At 65.8% G+C, this 4,025-nt stretch carries 6 protein-coding genes and 1 pseudogene; 5 read left to right on the top strand and 2 right to left on the bottom strand.

All coding sequences use genetic code 11. The features are described 5' to 3' along the window. Positions 1 to 130 precede the first annotated feature (130 nt). Positions 131 to 553, bottom strand: coding sequence for a hypothetical protein (locus tag U9977_RS13515; protein WP_322749596.1), 423 nt, complete (start codon positions 551 to 553; stop codon positions 131 to 133). A 61-nt stretch (positions 554 to 614) separates the two neighbouring features. Here U9977_RS13515 and U9977_RS13510 point away from each other — a divergent pair, with 61 nt between their 5' ends. The 5 genes from U9977_RS13510 (at position 615) to U9977_RS13490 (ending at position 2,956) form a co-directional block, all read left to right on the top strand. Continuing rightward, positions 615 to 1,814, top strand: a complete 1,200-nt coding sequence (locus U9977_RS13510) for a DNA glycosylase AlkZ-like family protein (RefSeq protein WP_322749595.1) — start codon at positions 615 to 617, stop codon at positions 1,812 to 1,814. A gap of 43 nt (positions 1,815 to 1,857) precedes the next feature. After that, positions 1,858 to 2,175, top strand: a complete 318-nt coding sequence (locus tag U9977_RS13505; RefSeq protein ID WP_322749594.1) for a MazG nucleotide pyrophosphohydrolase domain-containing protein — start codon at positions 1,858 to 1,860, stop codon at positions 2,173 to 2,175. Between the two features lie 94 nt (positions 2,176 to 2,269). Further along, entirely contained in the window at positions 2,270 to 2,428 is a 159-nt protein-coding gene (locus U9977_RS13500; protein ID WP_322749593.1) for a hypothetical protein, read from the top strand. After that, on the top strand, positions 2,368 to 2,706 hold the full coding sequence (locus U9977_RS13495) for a nucleotidyltransferase family protein (RefSeq protein WP_322749599.1): 339 nt from the start codon (positions 2,368 to 2,370) through the stop codon (positions 2,704 to 2,706). The genes U9977_RS13500 and U9977_RS13495 overlap by 61 nt, the downstream gene beginning before the upstream one ends. 19 nt (positions 2,707 to 2,725) lie before the next feature. Further along, positions 2,726 to 2,956, top strand: coding sequence for a DUF86 domain-containing protein (locus U9977_RS13490; RefSeq protein ID WP_322749592.1), 231 nt, complete (start codon positions 2,726 to 2,728; stop codon positions 2,954 to 2,956). Positions 2,957 to 3,382: 426 nt separating this feature from the next. On the opposite strand, the pseudogene U9977_RS13485 reads toward U9977_RS13490, so the two are convergent. Beyond that, a pseudogene (locus tag U9977_RS13485) lies at positions 3,383 to 4,025 on the bottom strand (hypothetical protein); the annotation flags it as partial.

Here is a 4,025-nt window from a genome sequence, read left to right as displayed (position 1 = left end):
CCCGGAGCCGGCCAGGTCACGATCTCCGGGTACAGCGAAGCCGACCCCGCCGGCATACGACGCATTCGGATGTAGTTGGCCGCCGAGGACTACGACCGGGCGCTGCGAGCGCACAGCCGCCAGCTGCCGGCTACGCGGCTTCTTGCTGGGTGAGGTATGCGCGGAAGGTCTGCACGCTATCGTGGCCCTGTTCAGCGGGCGGGACGGCGCTGAGCACGTTGTGGCCTAGGTCGGCGATGGGGCGGATGTGCTGCTCTCGGGGCAGGCTTGTCATGACGGCGTGAGCGTGCTCGACGCCGGGCAGGATGTCCCCTGCGCGCACCAAGCACAAAGCCCGTTGCAACTCGATCACCACCGGGCCACGCGGGAAGGTGGCCGGGTAAAGCGCAAGGGCCGCCGCGTTCGCTTGGTCAGCGCGGGCATAGTCGCCCAGGTTGGCATAGACATAGCTCTCGGTAAAGCGCACCGCGCGCTCGGACCAGCCGAACAACGATTCCGTGTCTCCGGTTGTATCGACGGGCAGGGCGTCGAAGTTGTCCCGCACTTCGCGCAAGGCGGCTTCGGCCGATGTGGCCTGGCCCGCGCGGGCGTGGCCCGCTGATAGATTCCCGCCGGTGAGCGCCGTTGCACCCCGGACCAGCGGGGCCGTCACACTGACGCGCTCTCAGGCCCGCCAGCTATGGAATTGGACGCTGTCCCGTCACGGCCTGCACCCCGAGCGCCGGTTGTCGTCCGTCGCCGAGATCGCGGGCGCCGGGCTGGGAATCCACGCCGCGCGCCTACCCAGCCCATTCGCCACGGTGCTGGCTCGTGCCGCCAGCCCCGACGTCGCGCTCGCCCTGCTCACCCGCCAGCAAGGACTCACCACGCTGCGGTGCATGCGCAAGACCTTGCACCTGCTGCCCGTGGACCTGGCCGGCGTCGCACACGCCGCCACCGTCCACTACCGGGTGCGGGACGCCGGCAGGCTGGCCCTCAACGCAGGAATCCCCCAGTCCATCCTGACCAGTTTGACCGGGCAGCTCACGCTGCTGCTCGCAAACGGCCCGCTGCTGTACCGGCAGCTCGAGGCAACCCTGACCGGCCCCCGCGCGTCCGTCGCAGCCGTCCGTGTCGCCGTGAAGCTCGCGTGGGAGCGGGGCCTCCTGACCTACCTCAACCAGTCCGGCTGCTGGAACGCCGAACACCGCGCCTTCGCGCTGACTTCCGACGCCCACCCCGACCTCGACACCGCACTTGACCCCCGGGCGGCTACGCGGACGCTGGTCCACGCCTACTTCACGCGGTACGGGCCCGCGACGCTCAAGGACGCCACCTGGTGGTCGGCCTTGTCCCGCGCCGCCGTCATCGCCGCGCTCGACGCCTCGGACACCGAGTGGCTCCAGATCACCACGCCGTGGAGCCAGGCCCCGGCCTACCTGGCAGCCGCCCAGTACGAGGAGTTCCTGGCGGCCGACCCCGACTCCCACGCAACCGGCTTGAACCTGCTGGCCCACGAAGACGTAGCACTCAAAGGCTACTTCGAGACCCGCGACAGATACCTCATGGGACTGCCACCCCAGCAGGCGTTCAACCAGATCGGTGAAGCGCTGCCCACCATTATCCTCGACGGCCAGATTCAAGGCACCTGGACATGGAACCCCGGCACCCGAACTGTCACTCCCGCATTCACCCGCGGCCGGGCTTCCCATGCCTTGACCCGCCGTGTGTCAGCGGCCACGGACACGCTCACCGACGCCCTACGGACCGGCTGGCGCGACCCAACCCCCGCCCCCGCCCACCGCAGTCCCAACCAACTCGCCCTTGCTATCTGACGCCGATACCCGACCCATCCGCACAAGGAAAAGAGTCTCCGCGATGCTCCCGCTGCCAGCCGATTCCAAGCTGAGCGATATCCAGCAGTACGTCGCGGCGATGGAAGCCGAACGCGGATTCTCCCACCGCACCGTTATGGAGGAGGCTCTGCTCCTCGGTGAGGAAGTCGGCGAACTCTTCAAAGCCATCCGCAAGGCTCAGAACCTGAGCACCGCCACCGGATCGCTCGTCGGCAGCGTCGACGAGGAACTCGCCGACCTCCTAATCTTTGTCTGCGCTATCGCAAACCGGCTCGACATCAACCTCACGGACGCCCTCCGCCGCAAGGAAGCCCACAACGAGACCAGAATCTGGGCATAGATCCGCGCTACACAGAGAACGGCGGACCGAAGCCGGTCAGGTCACGATCGCCGGGCACAGCGAAGCCGACCCCGCCGACATACGACGCATCCGGATGGAGCTCGCCGCCGAGGACTACGACCGGGCACTGCGAGCGCGCAGCCGCCAGCTGCCGGCGGTGGCCGAGGGAGACCTCGTGTCCGTCGGCAACCGCTGGCGACTGCGCAACGTGCGTCGCTTCGACATCGCCGACAACCCCACCGAGACGCCCTGAAGCTCCGGCATCGGCCACCTGCGCAGGTCGGGCGTTCACCCTGTGACGATCACAGCCTGCGGACAGGCTCGGCCCGCGGCGAGGACAAGCCCCGGTCGGACGTGGACCTGCTCTACGTGCTCTCACAGAACGCCACACTCGGCCGGAACATCGTCGATCTCAGAGACGAGCTGAAGAAGATCATCGGGTGCCCGGTGGACCTCGTTCCAAAATCCGGGTTGAAATGGGTCATCCGTGACCGGATACTCGCCGAAACGACGATCCTGTACGCGGCGTGACTAGCTGCATCTCGTCGATATGCTGGAGGCGGTCAAGGCCGTCTCAGCTTTTCTCGCAGAGGTGGACGAGATGACGTTCTCGGGCAGCGATCTGCTCCAGAGCGTCGTCCTCCAGAAACTCATGCTCCTCGGTGAGGCCGCCGGACGGGTTTCGCCCGAGGTATGCGATCGCTGGCCTGACATGCCTTGGCGCTCAGCGTCAGGATTTCGCAATCTCGCCGTTCACGCCTACGTCGAGATCGAGTGGTAAATCGTCTGGAGAATAGGGACGGCGTCGCTTCCGCGTCACCCTGTCGACCACACGTGTTGGCGGGCCATCTCTCGATGAAAAGAATCACGCGATCCTGGACGCACTCACCGACGGAGGCTTGATGACGAGCGAGGTTGCCAAGGTGGTTCATCTATCCACCCGCGCGACCCGAACCCGGCTGGTCAAGCTCGTCGAACGTGGCCCCGTACGCGATGTCGGCACGAGCCCGCAAGAGCCGAATCGGCGCCACGACCGCGAATCATGAACATGCACTCGGAGTTATGAACAGGCAGGCCACGAGCCCGCTCCGGCTAGCACGTTTACAAGATCTTCAGGCCTCTCCACCGCTAGGTCGGTGCATATCTGGCAAGGGGATTTCTAATCATGGTGCGTGTGAAAGCCTGAGGCGTCCGAACAGCGGTCCGATCAAGCCCGCCGCCAGTGATCGCCAGTCTTCCAGACGACCGCGATCTGCACCGACCCACACAGCGCCACCAAATCGGGCCGTGGAACCGAGGGGACGACCAGCACCAGTTGTGGGGTCGGGGTCACGAAACGCTTATAGTCGAGAAGCTGACCGATAGCCATTTGGACAGCCTCACGTGTGATGGTGCCTTTGGCTTCGATGAGCTCACCAGCCGTGACGTCGTAAAGGTTGGTAAACAACGGCCGCGAGTCCTCGGGCGGCACGATCCGAAGTCGGCAGACGTCATGACCGAGAGCGCGAAGATGTTCTGCGTAGGCGTGGACTAGTATCGCTTCGCGCCGCATCGCCGTGGTCGGCTCCGTGACGGAAGTCGCCTCAAACTCTTCGATATTCCTCACCTCGACCGTTATATGCTCGGCACGGCTGGTCAGTGTGGGTGTAGCGGGCAATGGTGCGTCGAAGTGCCGGACCGGACCGACCGGGCGAAGCCGGAACATGATGACCGTGCGCAGCGGACCTCCCCCGGTTTCTGGCGCCTCGCTCGTATGCCAAGGCCGCTGGCGGTCGACCTCAAAGGCGCCGATGTACTCGACACCACCGGGCACTGCATGGAACAGGTGTAACGCCCGGCCATCTTCACGG

The organism is Protofrankia sp. Cas8 (genome assembly GCF_963555845.1).
Taxonomy (GTDB): Bacteria; Actinomycetota; Actinomycetes; order Frankiales; family Frankiaceae; genus Protofrankia.
The sequence above is the reverse complement of the archived record's forward strand: the minus strand, read 5'-3'. Positions and strand labels throughout refer to the sequence as shown.